Source organism: Mesorhizobium waimense, from assembly GCF_003601975.1.
Taxonomy (GTDB): Bacteria; Pseudomonadota; Alphaproteobacteria; order Rhizobiales; family Rhizobiaceae; genus Mesorhizobium; species Mesorhizobium waimense.
The window spans coordinates 228,184-245,374 of sequence record NZ_QZWZ01000005.1 but is presented as its reverse complement, the minus strand read 5'-3'; the positions used below and the strand labels follow the sequence as shown (position 1 = coordinate 245,374).

The following is a 17,191-nucleotide window of genomic DNA, read 5'->3' as shown; positions in this document are numbered from 1 at the left end:
GGTAGTTGAGAGATGAAAATCACGAGCATTCGGCCGTGGCTGATCAAATCCGATGCTTCTTATTGGGGAGAGTACCTGTTCGTCGAAGTGACGACCGATGAGGGGGTGAGTGGCTGGGGAGAGATCACCACCACTACAAGGCTCGCCAACCGCGCTCTCTGCACGATCCTGTGGCAGATCGGCATCACCGTGACCGGCGAGGATCCAGCGCGCATCGAGCACCTCTGGCACAAGATTTTCCGCAGCTTCACCTATATGGGCAGCCGCGGCGCCGCCGTCGAATGCGTGAGCGCCATCGACATAGCCCTCTGGGACATCCGCGGCAAAGTCCTCGGTAAGCCGATTTACGAGCTGCTGGGCGGACCGGTACGCGATGAAATCGCGCTCTACACCCATCCCAACCAGGCCAAATTTACCAGCAAGGAGGCTGTGGTCCGCGAAATTCGAGACATCGTTGAGTCCGGCCACACCGCGCTCAAGTTCGATCCTTTCCCCCATCAGGGCCGCACCGCCGATGGACTGTCCCGCGAGCAGCGGGACGGCTACCTCGATGGTAGCATGACCCGCAAGGACGAGCGCGAAGCGGCCGAACTCACGGCTCTGATCCGCGAAACGGCAGGCCCTGACATCGACATCCTCATCGATGCGCATGGCCGCTTCGACGTCCCCACCGCAATTCGCCTCTGCCGCAGCCTCGAGGAAGCCGGCCAGATCGACTGGTTCGAGGAGCCCTGTCCGCCCGAGAGCCTTAACGCTCTCAAGCAGGTGCGCGAGAAGGTCAGCGCCGCTATCTCTTGGGGCGAGCGCGGCCACACGAAATGGGATTTCGTGCCGGTGCTCGAGAACAAGCTCGCTGACTACATTATGCCGGACGTCACCTGGACCGGCGGCATTACCGAGCTCAAGAAGATTTCCGCCCTGTGCGAAGCCTACTACATCCCGGTCTCGCCGCATGACGCCGCGGGGCCGATCAACGTGGTTGCGGGGGCGCAGGTGATGATGACCGTTCCCAACTTCTACAAACTTGAGACGTCGGAGTGGAACCTGGGCAAATACGATCATCTCATCGATAGACCACTCGACGTTTCGAACGGCTGCCTCAAGCTGACGTCGAAACCTGGTCTCGGTGTCGAGATGAACCGCGATTACCTGCAGGCCCATGAGATTGAGCTGAGTTAGCAACGCTCCATGCCGGCCGGCGTTCGGGGCGGCAAGCCCCCTGACCAGAACGAGGACAAGTCATGCCAAAGACGGACGGAGCCGACGAGGCTCTCAATCGGGTGAACACGAACTCCAAGCCGTCCGACCTTCGCATCACCGACATGCGGGTAGCCGAAATCGTCGGCGCGCCGTTCACCTCAGCACTGCTCAAGATCTACACCAATCAGGGGATCGTCGGGCTTGGCGAGGTGCGTGACGGCGCCAGCGCCACCTACGCGTTGATGCTGAAAAGCCGGCTGCTTGGCGAGAACCCTTGCGACATCGATCGCCTGTTTCGCCGCATCAAGCAATTCGGCGGGCACGGCCGGCAAGGTGGCGGCGTCTCGGCGGTGGAAATCGCGCTGTGGGATCTCGCAGGCAAGGTCTATGGCGTCCCCATCTACCAGATGCTCGGCGGCAAGTTTCGCGACAAGGTGCGCATCTATTGCGATACCGACGCCGAGAAACCGAGCGGCGCCGAAACCGGAAAGCGCCTCAAGGAGCGTATGAACCGCGGTTTCACCTTCCTCAAGATGGACCTGGGCTTGATGCAGATCGCCCATGTCTCGGGCGCCGTGGCCGCGCCCGCCGGCGCGCTCGAAGGGTTTCACGCCAACCCACGCGGCCGTGGCGGCGCGCTCGAGGAGCGTAAGGCGCGCAATCTCGCCTACGATGCGCAGAACGTGCAGCACCCGTTCACGGGCCTGCATTTCACCGAAAAGGGAATCGACCTGCTCGAGCAGTATATCCACGAGGTCCGCGAGGTGATCGGCTACGAGATCCCGCTTGCCATCGACCATGTCGGCCACGTCTCGCTGCAGGACGGCATCCGTCTCGCCCGGCGGATCGAGAAATACGTTCCGGCCTGGCTCGAGGATGTGATCCCATGGCAGTTCACCGAACAGTACCGACAATTGCAGGAGGCCACCACGGTGCCGATCTGCACCGGCGAGGACATCTACCTCAAGCAGGCCTTCGAGCCTCTGCTTAAGAGCGGCGGCCTCTCCGTTATCCACCCGGACCTGCTCACCAGCGGCGGCATCCTCGAGACCAAGAAGATCGGCGATATGGCGCAGGACCACGGCGTCGCCATGGCGATCCACATGGCAGAAAGCCCGATCGCCGCAATGGCCGCGGCACATGTCGCGACCGCGACCGAAAACTTCATGGCCCTCGAATACCACTCCGCCGATGTCGACTGGTGGGACGATATCGTCACCGGCCTTCCCAAGCCGCTCGTCAAGGACGGCTTTATCACTGTTCCGGACAAGCCGGGCCTGGGGATTGACGACGTCGTCGACGAGGTGATCTCGCGGCATCTGCAGCCGGGTGTCACCGGAATCTGGCAGCCCACGGATCACTGGGACGACGAGTATTCCTGGGATCGCACCTGGAGCTGAGGCGAAGAGAACCGAACATGAAGATCACCGACCTTCGCTGCGCCGTTATCGGCAAGCACCCCATCGTTCGCATCGACACCGACGAGGGCATGCACGGCCTGGGCGAAGTCGAATACACCAAGCCCTACCTCAAGCCTTTGGTGCTGCATTTTCGCGAGGCGCTGATCGGCGAGGATCCGACCGATGTCGAGCGGGTGATGCTGAAGATCCGCCAACGCGGCTCTTTCAAGCCCTATGGCGCGGCGATAAGCGCCATCGAGCATGCGCTGTGGGACATCGCCGGCAAGGCGGCGGGCGTTCCAGTCTACAAGTTGCTCGGCGGCAAGGTGCGCGACAAGGTACGCGTCTATAACGGCTCGATCCGTCAGAAACGCACGGGCGACCGACCGGAGGATTACGCCGCTGACGTCCAATGGATGATGGAGCAGCCGCAGAACTTCTTCATGGTCAAGCAAGGAATCTCGTTCCACTCCAACATGAAGGATACCATCGAGGGCTTCCATTACGGCGTGACGCAGAAGAAGGCCGGCTACCACGGCGCCATGGATCAGGGTGTGATCAGCGAGCGCGGTTTCAATCACATGCTCGACTGCGTAATCGCCATGAAGGAAGTGCTGGGCGACAAGGTCAGTCTGGCGCTCGACTGTGGCCCGGGCTGGATGCTGCCCGATGCGATCAAGTTTGCTCGCGCGGTCGAGAAGTATAATTTGATGTGGGTCGAGGACATGCTGACTGGCGACTATGTGCCATGGGTCAATCCGCAGGCCTATCGGGAGCTGACCACTTCCACCTCGACGCCAATCCATACCGGCGAGCAAATCTACCTGCGGCACAATTTCAAGGAACTGATCGAGACGCAGGCGGTGCGTGTCATCGGTCCGGACCCGGCCGATATCGGCGGGATTGCCGAGCTCAAATGGGTCGCCGAGCACGCCTATATGCACTCGATCCTGATAGCGCCGCACGGCACCGCGAACGGCCTACTCGGCCTCGGCGCGCTGATCAACGTCTGCGCCACCTTGCCCGCCAACTACATCGCCTTCGAATATCCGAGCGCCTCTGACCCCTGGTGGGAGGACCTCGTAATTGGCCTGCCGTCGCAGATCGTGAAGGACAGCATGGTGGACCTGCTGGAAGCGCCGGGGCTTGGCCTCGATATCGACGCCGAAGCAGCCAGGAAGTATCTCAGGGAAGAGGATGCGGCCTTCTTCGACTGAACCATCCCTCTTTCTCCACCCTGCACCACACGGACCGCTTCTGTCGGGACAACGCGGAACATGTCAGCAGCCCAGGAAGCTTGATCACATGCTCATGCGTGAGCGCGTGCAAGATATGCGCCCAGGCGGCCGAGATACCTATCGACATCGCTGTCGCAAAGGCGCTTGCGGCGGACGACGCCGGTCGCCGAGACCGAAATGACACCAACAGCCTCCACATGCCGGTCTAGATCGCTCTTGACCCATGCTGCTCATAGGTTAAAGGTCAATTGGCCAGACCAATTTACCAAATTGGATAGACGGCGCCTTCGGGAGCAGGGTGCGATGCCCATTCAGGCTGTTGAGCCGCGTCGGCTCTATCGACAGGTGGCCGATCAACTGAGGCAGCTGATCGGCTCTGGCGAGTTTGCCGTTGGCGACCGTCTGCCGACGGAGCGGGAACTGGCCGACCAGTTGGGCATCTCGCGCCCGACGGTCCGTGAAGCGCTGATCGCGCTCGAGGTTGAGGGCCGCATACGCATTCGCGTCGGCTCCGGCATATACGTCACTGCCCCGCCACGCGCCGAAATACCCGCCGCAGAAACGGATGAAGGCCCGTTCGAACTGCTGCGGGCGCGGGAGTTCATCGAAGGTGCGATCGCCGCAGAAGCCGCTCTCCAGGTTCGGCCGGCCGATATCGATCTGCTGGACGATGCGCTGCGCCGGATGGACGACATAAGCCTGCCGACCACGACGATCATCATGCTTGACCGGGAGTTCCATACGACGGTGGCGGCTGTCCTCGGCAACGCGGTGCTGGTGCGTTTTATCGGCGAGATGTTCGACCAGCGCATGAACCCCTATTTCGAACGTCTCTCGAGCTATTTCGAGAATAATGACTCCTGGCGGGCCGCCGCGGCAGAGCATCGCGCGGTGCGCGATGCGATTGCGGCGCGCGATCCGGAACGGGCAAAGGCGGCGATGCGGGAGCACCTGCGTCAGTCGCAACTTCGATTCTCACGCAACTTCGGTGAGAGCCCCGCAACCGTGGAGGATGCGGAATAGAACCGGCCGGGAGGAGATCCGGCCGTCATCGGTCCAATCACAGGGAGGAAAGAAGATGCTTTCAAGGTATACCGCACTGCTTTGCGCGATCGCCACGATCGCTTTGCCCATGGCTTCGGCCTCGGCACAAACGGCGTTGAAATGGGCGCATGTGTACGAAACGTCCGAGCCCTTCCACACGGAGTCCGTGTGGGCGGCCGAAGAAATCAAGAAGCGCACCGACGGCCGCTATACGATCGACGTGTTTCCGGCGTCCCAGCTCGGCAAGGAAGCCGATATCAATCAGGGTCTGACCCTGGGTACGGTCGACATCATCATTTCCGGATCAAGCTTCGCGGCGCGCGAATTCGCCCCGATCGGCGTCACCTATTTTCCGTTCATCTTCCGCGACGCCGACCACCTACTCGCTTACGCGAAAAGCGACAAATACAAGGAACTGACCGGCGGCTACGAGGAAGCATCCGGCCATCACATCACGGCGACGACCTATTACGGCACGCGCCATACCACCTCGAACCGGCCTATCGCGAAATGCGCGGACATGGCTGGCCTGAAGATCCGGGTGCCGGATGTGCCGGCCTACCTCGCAATGCCGCGCGCCTGCGGTGCCAACACTGCGCCGATCGCCTTTGCCGAGGTCTATCTCGCACTGCAGCAGGGCACGGTCGAGGCGCAGGAAAACCCGCTGACGACGATCGACGCGAAGAAATTCTACGAGGTGCAGAAGCACATCGTCTTAACCGGTCATATCGTCGACCATCTCAACACGATCGTGTCGAAATCGCGCTGGGCCGAGCTCTCTGACGCGGACAAGGCGATCTTCACCGAAGTGATGCAGGAAGCCGCCGCGCGCGCCACCAAGATCATCGTGGATCGCGAGAAGGCCCTCGTTCAGACCTTCAAGGACCGCGGCCTGACCGTGACCGAAGTCGATCGGGCCGACTTCGAGAAGAACGTGATGGAAAAAGTGACGTTCGAGGAGTTCGGCTACCGCAAGGCAGATTGGGAGGCGATCCGCGCCATCAAGTAATCGCTTTCAAACCGGTCCGGCGTACACGCGTCCGGACCGGTTTGGACCATGACTGCGCAGGTCGTTCAATCCGGAGCCATGCCGATGACTGAAGAGATTCACAACCCGGTGACTGCCGAAGAACTGGTGCAGGCCTTCGAGGAGGAGACCGCGCCCGTCGACCTCTCTCGCTACGCAGTCGAGGACTGGGCAACGCTCGCCGTGTTCTGGGGCATGTCGATCTGCGTCTTCCTGCAGTTCTTCACCCGCTATGTCCTCAACAACAGCTATGCCTGGACCGAAGAGATCGCGATTAACTGCCTTGTCGTCGTCGTGTTTCTGGGTTCGGTGATGTGCACCCGCATGTCGCGCCACATTCAGGTCGATGTGCTCTACCACTATCTGCCGGCGTGGGTCGGGCGCTATCTGGCGCTTGCGGTGAACCTGATCACCGTCGGCTTTTTCGCCTACATGTCCTGGCTTCTGTGGCGCTATGTCGGGATCGTCCACCGCGAGCGGATGGTCACGATCAACCTGCCGCGCAACATCGTCTTCTACTCAGTATTCGCCGGCTTCGTGCTGATGATGCTTCGCGCGGTCCAGGTGTTCGTCGGCAATGTTCGCCGCGGCTACTCGGTGCTTGAGCGCCCCGCCGCATTCGACGGGCTGGGGGAGTAGGGCGATGCTGCTTCTGATCGGAGCCTTTCTCGTCCTTATGCTAATCGGTGTGCCCGTCGCCGTGTCGATGGCAGTCTCGTCGCTGCTTTACCTCGTCTGCTACGGTGTGGCGCCCGACATCATCGCCGCGCAGCGCATGATCGCCGGCGTCGAGAGTTTTCCGCTGCTCGCCGTGCCCTTCTTCATCTTCGCCGGCAATCTCATGAACATCGCCGGCGTCACCGGGCGTATCTATTCGTTCGCGCTGGCGCTTGTAGGCTGGATGAAGGGCGGCCTCGCCCAGGTAAACATTATCGGATCGGTGGTTTTCGCTGGCATGTCCGGCGCGGCCCTCGCAGATGCTGCCGGGATCGGCACGATCGAGATCAAGGCCATGCGCGATCACGGCTATCCGGTCGAGGCGGCGGTCGGTGTCACCGCTGCATCCTCGACGCTCGGCCCGATCTTTCCGCCGTCGCTGCCCTTTGTCATCTACGGCATGATGGCCAACGTCTCCATCGGTGCGCTGTTCATGGCGGGCATCCTGCCCGGCGTCGTCATGACGGTGCTGATGATGGTGACGGTCGCCATCTTCGCCTATCGCCGCGGCTGGGGCTCCGACACGCCGTTCGAACTGCGCAAACTCGGCGCCGCGTCTCTCGAGATTCTGGTCGTCGCCTGCTTTCCGGTCCTGGTCTACATATTGGTCAGCGCCGGGTTGTCGCTCAACATCTCCGTCGGCATCGCTCTCGCGGTTTTGATCGCCTGCGATTGGTATTTCGACTTCTCCGCCGTGATGGCTTTGATGACGCCCATCATCCTGATCGGCGGCATGACAATGGGTTGGTTCACGCCAACCGAGGCGGCCATGGCCGCGGTCATCTGGTCGCTGTTCCTGGGGCTCGTGCGCTATCGCACGATGACTTTCGCAACGCTGGCCAAGGCCAGCTTCGACACGATCGAGACGACGGCATCGGTTCTGTTCATCGTCACCGCAGCGTCGATCTTCGCGTGGCTGCTCACCGTCAGCCAAGCGGCGCACATGTTCTCGACGTTCATCACCTCGCTAACAGAGAACAAATGGGTGTTCCTGATTCTGGTCAACATCCTGATGCTGGTGGTGGGATGCTTCCTTGACACGATCGCCGCGATCACCATCCTCGTGCCGATCCTGTTGCCCATCGTCATCCTGTACGGCATCGACCCGGTGCACTTCGGCCTAATCATGACGCTCAACCTGATGATCGGCCTGCTGCATCCGCCGCTCGGCATGGTGCTGTTCGTCCTCTCGCGGATCGCCAAGCTGTCGGTCGAGCGCACGACGATGGCGATCCTGCCCTGGCTCGTGCCGTTGCTGGTCGCGCTGATCCTGATCACCTTCATCCCGGCCATCACGCTGTGGCTGCCGACACAAATGGGACTGATCAAATGACCGGCAATGTGATCGCTGCGACGTTGTTCAGCCCCGAAGACTTGCGCATGGTGGAGCGTCCGCTCGAACCCCTTGCGCCGGGCATGATGCGTGTACGCTTCGGCGCGGGTGGCATCTGCGGCTCCGACCTGCACTATTTTCGCCATGCGCGGACCGGCGATTTCGTCGTCACATCTCCGCTCGTACTCGGTCACGAGGTTGCCGGAGAGATTGTCGAGATCAACGCCGCAGCGTGCGGACTTGCCATCGGTGACCGGGTTGCGGTCAACCCGTCTCGGTGGTGCGGGAATTGCGCGCGATGCGCCGAAGGCCGCGCCAATCTCTGCGAGAACATCTACTTCATGGGTTCGGCGTCCAGGACGCCGCACATGCAAGGGGGGTTCGCCAGCGTCTTCGACGCCACGCCGGCGCAATGCGTCAAGGTCCCACAGCATGTGGGATATCAGGCGGCGGCACTCGCCGAGCCGCTCGCCGTCAGCCTGCACGCGGTGGCGCGAGCCGGCGCGATCGCTGACAGGAATGTCATCCTCTTCGGCGCCGGGCCGATCGGACTTCTCACCATGCTCGCGGCCAAGCTCAAAGGCTGCGGCGGGATCACTGTCGCCGACATAGCCGCAGCGCCGCTCGCCTTCGCCACCCGGTTGGGCGCAGATCAGACGATCGATCTTTCCGGCGGCGATGCCGAACTCAAGGCGCTTGCCGCCGACAGACCATTCGATGTTGCTTTCGAAATTTCAGGCACCGCGGCCGGCCTCAACGCGGCGATCGCCAGCGTCCGGCGGGGCGGCGTGGTCGTCCAAGTCGGCAATCTCCCGGGCGGCCAGATTCCGGTACCGGCCAACGCCGTCATGGCCAAAGAGATCGACCTGAAGGGGACATTTCGTTTCGGGGCCGAGTTCAATCAGGCGGTCACTCTTATCGTCGATGGAGAAGTCGACGTCTTGAAGCTGGTTACCGCCGAACGCGCCCTTTCGTCCGCGCCCGAGGCCTTCCGCCTCGCCGCCGAGCGCTCCCAAAGCGTCAAGGTTATTCTGACTGCAGAGTGACCGACGCACATGCTGCGGCGCTGGCCTCCTGGCGCTGGCAACTGGTCTCAGGCCACGCCATTATTATCCACCTCCATAGCGACATGCGGAGGTAGGACGGAGGTATTCACACGTCATACTGTCCATCTTGAGATTGAAGATGGACGTGTCCAAAAAAATGATCGCGCTTCGCGAGAGATCGTCGAGATAGCATGTCGCAAGTTCCGATCCACTCGATCTGGGTGTTTCACGTAGCTCCCGCGCAGACGCCGGTTGCATCGCCGCCGGTTCGCACAAACTGCAAGCCCTCGACGATGACGCGGTCGCCGTCGCCAAAACCGGACTCCACCAGCCAGTTGTTGGCGACGCTGTTGACAACGGCAAGGATACGTTCCTCGACCTTGCCGTCGCGTTCAGGCTCATCACCGTGGCCTCGCCCATTGGCATTTCGGCTGACGGCGCGCCAGGAAGCTGTTCTGCGCGACGCCTTCCTCGACCATGGCACGCACATGCATGCCGGGCAGGAACAGCCGGTCCGGATTTGGAAACTCGGCACGCGGCGAGTTTGTGCCGGTCCCTCTGAAAGAAGGTGGCGGCGCTCGCGGCTTGCTTGCCAGAGGTGACGCTTGCTGGCGGCACTTACATCGATCTGTCCCCCACCGATGCCTACGTGGATGGGACGATGATTTCGGCCAAAGGTGGACGGCGCTTGTGGCATTCATCCGCGAATGCCTGAAGGTCCTGGGAACGGAAATCCGCCACGCTTGAGCCTTTTGTCTCGACGCTTCCTGAAGGAATGCATCGGATCCCTCAATGGCGCGTCGATTTCCGTCATTCATCAAATCCAATCAGCGAACGCATCAGAGTTGCTCTTGCGGAAGCGAATGCGCCTGACAGGCGCGCGCCAATCGTCCGCGTTTGCGGACGCGTGCATGACTGCGGCTTATGCGCCGTTCTTCCTTAGACCGATGGCCGCCATTTTCGTGACCGGCAGTTATGCTTTTGGTGTGGTGGTTGATGGTAGCGCGAGACCGCCACCGCCTTTCCCCACATTCGGAAACCCTGCGATATTTTCTGCGGTGTTGGGCGTGATGGACCTGTCTCGGTGCTGCAAAGACCGGTGGGGAGTGCGAAAGCCTGACCCGAAGCAGGGTCTCTGCTTCTAAAACTGAACGGAAAGCACAGCGGTCAGGGGCGCGCTGCCCTGCGAGCTCGCCCTTTCGCGCGATCGAGTTTCAGCGCGAGGCCGACGACCATTTCCACCAAATGATCTCGTAGCGAGCGCTGCCCGTCCACGGTGTAGAGCGTGCTGCCAAAAATCCGCGAGAAGGTGGCCTGGTTGGAAACGTTGAAGAAGCTCGACGCACTGATGTGCCAGTGCAGTTCAAGCGGCGACACGTCTTCACGGAAAAGGCCATTGGCGCGCCCGCGTCGGCAAATCGCTTCAAGCTTCTGAATAGCCCCTGCATTCAACAGCCTGATCAGCTCAGACTGTTCGAGATACACGCCATGATGGATGTTTTCGATCATCACGATCCTGATGAAATCCGGATGGCGGCTGTGATGATCGAATGTGAACTCGGCGAGCCGCTTGAGTGCCTCGACGGGCGGCAGGTGATCAAGCTCCAACTCCTCCTCGCCAGTTCGCACGTGCCGGTAGGCTTCCTCGAGGACCCGGCCGTAGAGCCGTTCCTTGTCGCCGAAATAGTAGTAGATCATCCGCTTTGACGTGTGCGTCTTTGCTGCGATCTCGTCGATGCGCGCGCCGGACAGGCCGTTTGCGGCAAACTCGGTCATCGCCACCGCAAGTATGTTCTTTTGAACGCCCGCGGGATCCTGCTTCCACCCGCTGCGGCCGCCTGCCACCGCCTTCTCGTTCAGCATCATGTCGTCATTCATGTCCGCTTCTCGCAACCCTGGATCGGCACATAGCATAGCAAATTAACCGAATGGTACAAAGCTGTTGACGAAATTAACTGACTGGTACAAAGTGTGCCCAGTTCGATTTGGGCGGATCGCTTGGCCCTGTTGGCCACCGCCGCCGAGAACTGGGAAACGTCTCCTGGGTCGCGCCGCATGTTGGTTGGCTTGCTTGGGCGTGGAATTCAGCTTTCCCGGACGCCCGCGATGCACGAGGCGGAAGGCCGCGCCCGGGGGCTCTCCTTCGTTTATACGCTGCTCGATACCGAAACCATGGGCGAGACTGCCCCACCTTTGGGCGATCTCATCACCTTTGCCGGGCACTTCGGCTTCACCGGCTTCAACGTTACATTCCCCTACAAACAGGAAATCATCCCGCTGCTCGACGAGCTTTCCGAGGCGGCCGAGATCCTTGGCTCGGTGAATACCGTGGTGTTCCGGGGCGGCCGGCGCATCGGCCACAACACCGACAAATGGGGGTTCAAGGAGAGTTTCCGCCACGGGCTGGCCGGACAGAAGCGTCGCGAGGTGCTGCTGCTGGGAGCCGGCGGCGCCGGCGCCGCGGTGGCCTACGCTTTGTTGGAAAGTGGCGTCGAAACGCTGCTTTTAACCGACGTGCAGACTGATCGGGCCGAAGCGCTGGCGTGCCGGCTTGGGTCGGCCGGCGGCACGCAAAAGGTGGAGGTGGTAACGGACCTCGCTGCGGCCTCCGCTCGCGCAGACGGCATCGTCAACGCGACGCCGGTCGGGATGGCAAAGTTGCCCGGCATGCCGATCGCCGCAGATCTGTTGCGACCGGAGTGCTGGGTCGCCGACATCGTGTACCTGCCGCTCGAAACGGAACTGCTCAGGGAGGCACGGCAACGAGGCTGCCGCACGCTCAGCGGCGAGGGAATGGCCGTCTTCCAGGCCGTGCGGGCTTTTGAACTTTTCACCGGGCTTGCGCCCGACGTTGAACGGATGAAGGCGGCGTTTGCCGCCTTTGGGAGCGCCCGTGACCCAGCAGACACAGGACTTGGACAATAGCCAATAGGGAGGAAGGAACATGACTTTCAATGCCACACGCCGGGAACTCCTGATCGGGGCGGGCGTGCTCGCCACGACGGCAGCCTTTCCGGCACTCGCCCAGGACAAGCCGAAGCTGCGCTTCTCGGCCGTGTTTTCCGAACAGGACATCCGCGCCGACATGATGAAAATGTTTGCCGACGCAATCAAGGACGACTTCGTCTTTGAGGGCTACTACGGCGGCAATCTGTTCAAGCAGGGTACCGAGCTCGTCGCCCTGCAGCGCGGCAATCTTGAGATGGGCAACATCGCACCGCAGGATATCTCCAAGCAGATCCCGGCATGGTCGATTGTCACCGCTGCCTATTTGTTCCGCGACGCCGCGCATCTGAAAACTTTCTTCGCCGGCGATCTCGGCGCAGAGATGAAGAAGATGACCGAGGACCAGCTTGGCGTGCGCGTGCTCGGGCCGACTTATTTCGGCGCCCGGCAGATAGGCCTAAAGCCGGACAAGAAGATCACCACGCCGGCCGACATGGCAGGCATCAAGCTGCGCATGCCGGGTGGCGACGCATGGCAGTTCCTCGGCGCCGCGCTCGGGGCCAATCCCGTCGCGATGGCTTACGCCGAGGTCTACACTGGTCTGCAGACCGGCGCGATCGACGGCCAGGACAATCCGCTGCCGAACGTCGAGAACATGAAGTTCTATGAGGTCATGTCGCAGATCGTGCTGACCGCGCACCTGGTCGGCTTCGATCTGCTGACCGTGTCGAAGAAGGTGTGGGATGACATGGGCCCCGACAGGCAGGCGAAGTTCCAGGCCGCCGCCGACGCCGCCATCGAATTCAGCACGCAAAAGCATCTTGCGCGCGAGAAAGAGCTGGTCGAGTTGTTCAAGGGCAAGGGCCTCAAGCTCTACGAGCCCGACATCGCTGCGTTCCGCAAATACGCTCAGGAGAAATACCTGTCGTCGGACCTCGCCAAGGACTGGCCGGCCGGCATGGTCGACAAGATCAACGCGCTCTAAGCCGGAGGGGCGGCGGGCATTCGCCGCGCCTCCTCCATCCCACTGATGGCTTTCACAGGCGGAGAATCGCGCGTGAACCCTTCGCTCCGAAACCTCGGCCGCTGGCTGTACCGGCGCGCCGAAAACGTCCTCGCCGTCATGCTGGCCGCAATGTTCGCGGCATTCCTGCTGCAGATCGTCTTTCGCTACCTGCTCAACATGCCGATCGGCTGGACCAACGAAATCAGCGTGATCCTGTGGATCTGGCTGGTGCTGTGGGGTGCAGCCTTCGTCGTCCGCGAGGAGGAGGAGATCCGCTTCGATCTCTTTTACGCATCGGCCCCACCGCGTGTTCGCCGCATCATGTTCCTCATCGCGGCCACATCGCTGATTGCGCTTTACGCGATTTCGTTTCCAGCCGTGCTCGACTACGTGACGTTCATGAAGGTCGAAAAGACCGCCTATCTGAAGATCCGCTTCGACTGGCTGTTCTCGATCTACATCATATTCGTCGTGGCGATCATTCTCCGCTACCTCTGGCTGTCCTGGCAGGCCGTGTTCGGCAAGGCGCCAAAGGAGTTCGATCCCACCAAGGCGGGGTCGGGTGTATGAATTTCGCCAGTCCGTTCTCGATCTCGGTCGTCGCGATCACCGTGCTTGCCTTTCTCGGGCTGCCGATCGGGCACTCCATGATCGCCGGCTCGATCCTCTATCTGCTGCTGGCAGGGCTCGATATGGGGACGGCGGCCGAGCAGTTGCTGAACGGGATGTACAACAACTACATCATCCTCGCCGTGCCGTTGTTCATCCTGGCTGCTGAGCTGATGAACATCGGCTCGATGACGGAACGCCTGCTGCGCTTCTGCGATGCCGTGGTCGGCCGGTTCCGGGGCGGGCTTGCCTACGTCAACGTCGTCCAGAGCATCATTTTTGCGGGCATGTCGGGATCGGCCATCGCCGATGCTGCCGGCACCGGCAAGATGATGCAGATGATGATGACCAAGGACGGCAAGTACACGCCGAGCTACGCAGCGGCGCTGACGGCTGTGACCTCGGTCATCGGGCCGATCATCCCGCCGTCGATCCCCATGGTCATCTACGCGCTCGTGTCCGATGCCTCGATCGGCTACCTGTTCCTCGGGGGCGTCATCCCCGGCCTGCTGATGGCGGCGGCGCAGATGGGGATCGTGGCATACCAGGCGCAGCGCAACAACTTTCCGGTTGAGACGCCGACACCGCTGCGCGAACTGCCGGGCATTACCTGGCGTGCCTTCCCCTCGCTTATGATGCCGGTCGTCCTGCTCGGCGGCATTTACACCGGCGCCACCACGCCGACCGAAGCGGCGGCCGTGGCCGCGGCCTATGCTCTGGTCATCTCTGTCGTGCTCTACCGCAGTGTCAGCTTCGCCGACTTCTACCAGTCCGTGCTGGCCAGCGCGCGCACCTCGGCCTCGATCGGCATGCTGATCGCCGGCGCTCTGGTCTTCAATTATGTGGTCACCGTCGAGAACATCCCGGAATCGATCAAGGCCATTCTCATAAGCTGGGATCTTTCGCCGATCGGCTTCTTGATCCTGGTCAATAGCCTGCTCCTGCTGCTCGGCTGCGTGCTTGAAGGCACCACGATTCTGCTCGTGATCGTGCCCGTCCTGATCCCGACGGCGCGCGCGCTCGGCATCGACATGGTGCATTTCGGCGTGATGGTGGTGGTCAACATCATGCTCGGCCTGGTGACGCCGCCATATGGTTTGCTGCTGTTCATCATGACCAGGATCGCCGAAGTACCGCTGAGAGACATCGTCCGCGACGTGCTTCCGTTCCTGTGGGCGATGATCGCTTCGCTGGTTCTCATCACTTTTCTCCCGGGGCTCGTGCTCTGGCTGCCCCGGCTGCTGGGTTACCAGGGTTGATCGAAGACAAAGGAGCCGTCATGGCGAAGCCCATCTATGTGATCAACGGCCCGAACCTGAACCGACTCGGCAAGCGCGAGCCGGAAATCTACGGCACGACGACGCTGGCCGAGATCGAGGCCTTCTGCCGCGATGCGGCTGGCGACACACCCATCCGCTTCCATCAGTCGAACAGCGAAGGTCAGATCATCGACTGGATCCACGAAGCGATCGACGAGGGAGCCGGGATCGTCATCAACCCGGCGGGTCTCTCCTTCACGTCGATTGCGATCCTCGACGCTCTAAAGATGTTTTCCGGCCCGATCGTCGAGCTCCACATCTCGAACATTCACAAGCGCGAGGCCCACTATCACCATTCCTACGTGTCGAAGGTCGCGACGGCGGTCATCGCAGGGCTAGGCCCGCGCGGCTATCCTGTCGCGGTTCGTGCGGTCTTGGATCTGCAAGCGGCGGCATCGAAGGTGTCATGACCTTGAAGACCTCCATCGCCACCGTGTCGATCAGCGGCGATTTACGCGAGAAGCTCGCGGCCATCGCTGCGGCCGGCTTCGACGGCGTGGAAATATTCGAGAATGACTTTCTTGCCTTCGACGGCAGCCCTGCCGAAGTCGGCCGTATGATCAGGGATCATGGCCTGGAGATCACACTGTTCCAACCTTTCCGCGATTTCGAAGGAATGCCCGAACAGCAACGTTCGCGCGCCTTCGATCGAGCGGAACGCAAGTTCGACCTCATGCAAGAACTCGGCACGGAGCTGATGCTCGTGTGTTCCAACGTCTCGCCGCTGGCGGTAGGCGGTATCGACCGTGCCGCCGACGATTTCCGCGACCTTGGCGAACGGGCAAAGAGACGCGGCCTTCGCGTCGGTTACGAGGCATTGGCCTGGGGGAGGCATATCAGTGACCATCGCGACGCATGGGAGATCGTCAGGCGGGCGAACCATCCCAACATCGGGTTGATCCTTGACTCCTTCCACACCTTGGCCCGACGATTGGATCTGGAGACGATCCGCGCCATCCCCGGCGATCGCATCTTCATCGTCCAGCTTGCCGACGCTCCGCTGATTGACATGGACCTGCTGTACTGGAGCCGCCATTTCCGGAACATGCCGGGCGAAGGCGACCTGCCGGTAGTCGACTTCATGCGAGCGGTCGCGGCAACCGGCTACAGCGGGCCGTTGTCGCTCGAAATATTCAACGACCAGTTCCGCGGTGGATCGCCCAGGTCTATCGCGGTCGATGGCCACAGGTCCCTTATCTACCTCATGGACCAAGTTGCACGCGCCGAGCCGGACATCGCGATCGACGTGCCGGTCTTGCCGGAACGTGTCGCGGTCAGCGGCATCGAATTCGTCGAGTTCGCCGCAAACGAGACCGAGGCTGAAGAGTTGGTGCTGCTGCTGCGTGCCATGGGGTTTTCGCAGATCGCCCGCCACAAGAACAAGGATGTGGTGCTGTTTCGCCAGGGCGACATCAACATTGTCATAAACACCGAAAAGGAAGGGCTGGCACACTCCTCGTACCTCGTTCACGGCACTTCTGCCTATGCGTTCGGATTGAAAGTCGACGATGCGGCCGCAACCGTAGCCCGCGCTCGCGCATTGGGCGCCGAGCTCTTTGAACAGCGCCATGGCCCTGATGAGCTGGCGATACCGGCAATACGCGGGGTCGGGGGCAGCGTGATCTATTTCATCGACGCCAAGAGCGAGTTGGCAAAAGTCTGGGAGATCGAATTCGAACCGGTCAACGATGCCGGCGACGATGCCGGGCTGATGGCAATCGACCACCTCGCTCAATCGATGAACTATGAGGAGATGCTGACCTGGCTGCTTTTTTACACATCGATCTTCAGGACGAGAAAATTGCCCGTGGTGGATGTGATCGATCCGGCCGGCGTCGTGCGCAGCCAGGTCGTGGAGAGCGACGATGGTGGCCTGCTTCGGCTTATTTTGAACGGTGCGGAGAACCGCAGGACGCTGGCCGGCCATTTTGTCGCTGAGAGCTTCGGCTCGGGCGTACAGCATCTCGCCTTCGCCAGCCGCGATATTTTCCAGACCGCCGATCGCCTGGCCGAGCTCGGCTTCAATGTGTTGGAAATTTCACCGAACTACTATGACGATCTCGAAGCACGTCTCGGTCTCGAACCGGAATTCACGGGCCGGTTGCGAAACCGAAACATCCTCTTCGATCGGGATGAGGGCGGCGATTATTTCCAGCTTTACAGCCAGACCTACGGCGAAGGCTTCTTCTTCGAGGTCGTCGAGCGTCGGGGCTATCGGGGCTACGGGGCAGCCAATGCACCGTTGCGCATTGCCGCCCAGAAGCGAACACTGCGGCCAAAAGGCATGCCAGGGGCCTGATCGTCAA

At 61.3% G+C, this 17,191-nt stretch carries 17 protein-coding genes and 1 pseudogene; 15 read left to right on the top strand and 3 right to left on the bottom strand.

The features are described from left to right. Window positions 1-12: 12 nt before the first annotated feature. The 8 genes from D3227_RS09200 (at window position 13) to D3227_RS09165 (ending at window position 9,005) form a co-directional block, all read left to right on the top strand. A complete protein-coding gene (locus D3227_RS09200) occupies window positions 13-1,179 on the top strand; it encodes a mandelate racemase/muconate lactonizing enzyme family protein (protein ID WP_120013790.1) in 1,167 nt (388 codons plus the stop codon). Between the two features lie 62 nt (window positions 1,180-1,241). After that, window positions 1,242-2,600 carry a mandelate racemase/muconate lactonizing enzyme family protein gene (locus D3227_RS09195; RefSeq protein ID WP_120013789.1) on the top strand — a complete coding sequence of 453 codons (1,359 nt, stop codon included), beginning with the start codon at window positions 1,242-1,244 and terminating at the stop codon, window positions 2,598-2,600. A 17-nt stretch (window positions 2,601-2,617) separates the two neighbouring features. After that, complete coding sequence (locus tag D3227_RS09190) at window positions 2,618-3,817, top strand: mandelate racemase/muconate lactonizing enzyme family protein (protein WP_120013788.1); 1,200 nt, start codon at window positions 2,618-2,620, stop codon at window positions 3,815-3,817. A 324-nt stretch (window positions 3,818-4,141) separates the two neighbouring features. Beyond that, complete coding sequence (locus tag D3227_RS09185; protein WP_120013787.1) at window positions 4,142-4,861, top strand: FadR/GntR family transcriptional regulator; 720 nt, start codon at window positions 4,142-4,144, stop codon at window positions 4,859-4,861. A 55-nt stretch (window positions 4,862-4,916) separates the two neighbouring features. Then, window positions 4,917-5,891: a sialic acid TRAP transporter substrate-binding protein SiaP gene (locus D3227_RS09180; protein WP_120013786.1), complete on the top strand. Its 975-nt coding sequence runs from the start codon at window positions 4,917-4,919 to the stop codon at window positions 5,889-5,891. 84 nt (window positions 5,892-5,975) lie between these two features. Further along, window positions 5,976-6,548, top strand: a complete 573-nt coding sequence (locus tag D3227_RS09175; RefSeq protein WP_120013842.1) for a TRAP transporter small permease — start codon at window positions 5,976-5,978, stop codon at window positions 6,546-6,548. A gap of 4 nt (window positions 6,549-6,552) precedes the next feature. Next, entirely contained in the window at window positions 6,553-7,959 is a 1,407-nt protein-coding gene (locus D3227_RS09170; protein WP_120013785.1) for a TRAP transporter large permease, read from the top strand. Further along, window positions 7,956-9,005: an L-idonate 5-dehydrogenase gene (locus D3227_RS09165; protein WP_120013784.1), complete on the top strand. Its 1,050-nt coding sequence runs from the start codon at window positions 7,956-7,958 to the stop codon at window positions 9,003-9,005. Before D3227_RS09170 ends, D3227_RS09165 begins: the two co-directional genes overlap by 4 nt. A 226-nt stretch (window positions 9,006-9,231) precedes the next feature. Here D3227_RS09165 and D3227_RS09160 read toward each other — a convergent pair whose 3' ends face one another. Both D3227_RS09160 and D3227_RS44785 read right to left on the bottom strand, forming a co-directional pair. After that, window positions 9,232-9,489, bottom strand: coding sequence for a permuted SH3 domain-containing protein (locus D3227_RS09160; RefSeq protein ID WP_483466629.1), 258 nt, complete (start codon window positions 9,487-9,489; stop codon window positions 9,232-9,234). Next, a complete protein-coding gene (locus D3227_RS44785) occupies window positions 9,407-9,601 on the bottom strand; it encodes a hypothetical protein (RefSeq protein ID WP_483466630.1) in 195 nt (64 codons plus the stop codon). The genes D3227_RS09160 and D3227_RS44785 overlap by 83 nt, the downstream gene beginning before the upstream one ends. Between D3227_RS44785 and D3227_RS42605 the strand changes: the two are divergent. Beyond that, a pseudogene (locus tag D3227_RS42605) lies at window positions 9,568-9,752 on the top strand (protease); the annotation flags it as partial. The gene D3227_RS44785 and the pseudogene D3227_RS42605 sit on opposite strands and share 34 nt — an antisense overlap. A 420-nt stretch (window positions 9,753-10,172) precedes the next feature. Here the strand turns inward: D3227_RS42605 and D3227_RS09150 are convergent. Further along, a complete protein-coding gene (locus D3227_RS09150) occupies window positions 10,173-10,883 on the bottom strand; it encodes a TetR/AcrR family transcriptional regulator (RefSeq protein ID WP_425374491.1) in 711 nt (236 codons plus the stop codon). A gap of 120 nt (window positions 10,884-11,003) precedes the next feature. On the opposite strand from D3227_RS09150, the gene D3227_RS09145 reads away from it, so the two are divergent. From D3227_RS09145 to D3227_RS09120, 6 genes are all read left to right on the top strand, one after another. After that, window positions 11,004-11,930, top strand: a complete 927-nt coding sequence (locus D3227_RS09145) for a shikimate dehydrogenase (RefSeq protein WP_245451706.1) — start codon at window positions 11,004-11,006, stop codon at window positions 11,928-11,930. Window positions 11,931-11,949: 19 nt separating this feature from the next. Then, entirely contained in the window at window positions 11,950-12,936 is a 987-nt protein-coding gene (gene dctP, locus D3227_RS09140) for a TRAP transporter substrate-binding protein DctP (protein ID WP_120013783.1), read from the top strand. 72 nt (window positions 12,937-13,008) lie between these two features. Further along, a complete protein-coding gene (locus D3227_RS09135; RefSeq protein WP_245451705.1) occupies window positions 13,009-13,527 on the top strand; it encodes a TRAP transporter small permease in 519 nt (172 codons plus the stop codon). Next, on the top strand, window positions 13,524-14,825 hold the full coding sequence (locus tag D3227_RS09130) for a TRAP transporter large permease (RefSeq protein WP_120013781.1): 1,302 nt from the start codon (window positions 13,524-13,526) through the stop codon (window positions 14,823-14,825). Before D3227_RS09135 ends, D3227_RS09130 begins: the two co-directional genes overlap by 4 nt. A 20-nt stretch (window positions 14,826-14,845) precedes the next feature. Beyond that, window positions 14,846-15,295 (top strand): type II 3-dehydroquinate dehydratase, encoded by a 450-nt coding sequence (locus D3227_RS09125; RefSeq protein ID WP_120013839.1) that lies wholly within the window; start codon window positions 14,846-14,848, stop codon window positions 15,293-15,295. A gap of 2 nt (window positions 15,296-15,297) precedes the next feature. Next, window positions 15,298-17,184 (top strand): bifunctional sugar phosphate isomerase/epimerase/4-hydroxyphenylpyruvate dioxygenase family protein, encoded by a 1,887-nt coding sequence (locus D3227_RS09120; RefSeq protein ID WP_120013838.1) that lies wholly within the window; start codon window positions 15,298-15,300, stop codon window positions 17,182-17,184. Window positions 17,185-17,191: the final 7 nt, after the last annotated feature.